Annotated in this window: 1 protein-coding gene; it reads right to left on the bottom strand. The window is 35.8% G+C overall.

The features are described 5' to 3' along the window. A partial coding sequence (locus tag AC559H_RS16635) for a hypothetical protein (RefSeq protein WP_040957850.1) occupies window positions 1-565 on the bottom strand: 565 nt, incomplete at both ends.

Raw genomic sequence — 565 nt, 5'->3', positions numbered from 1 at the left:
ATTGTTTCTGGAGAGTTGAAAAGGGAATTTCTGGGTTAGGAATATCTGTAGGATTAATTGTTGATACTGATTCAGTTTGAGGAAGGTTATCAATTGTGGAATCCGATTGTTTTTGGAGAGTTGAAACGGGAATTTCTGGGTTAAGAATATCTGTAGGATTAATTGTTGATACTGATTCAGTTTGAGGAAGGTTATCAATTGTGGAATCCGGTTGTTTTTGAAGAGTTGAAACAGGAATTTCTGGTGTAACAATACCCGTGGGATTAATTGTTGATACTGATTCCGTTTGGGGAAGGTTATCAATTGTGGAATCCGGTTGTTTTTGGAGAGTTGAAACGGGAATTTCTGAGTTAATAATATCTGTAGGATTAATTGTTGATACTGATTCAGTTTGGGGAATATTATCAATTGTGGAATCCGGTTGTTTTTGAAGAGTTGAAACAGGAATTTCTGGGTTAATAATATCTGTAGGATTAATTGTTGATACTGATTCCGTTTGAGAAATGTTATCAACGGTGGAATTCGATTGTTTTTGGAGAGTTGAAACGGGAATTTCTGGGTTAGG

Source organism: Planktothrix prolifica NIVA-CYA 540 (genome assembly GCF_963864145.1).
GTDB classification, from domain to species: Bacteria; Cyanobacteriota; Cyanobacteriia; order Cyanobacteriales; family Microcoleaceae; genus Planktothrix; species Planktothrix agardhii.
This window is presented reverse-complemented; position numbering and strand designations above follow the sequence as displayed.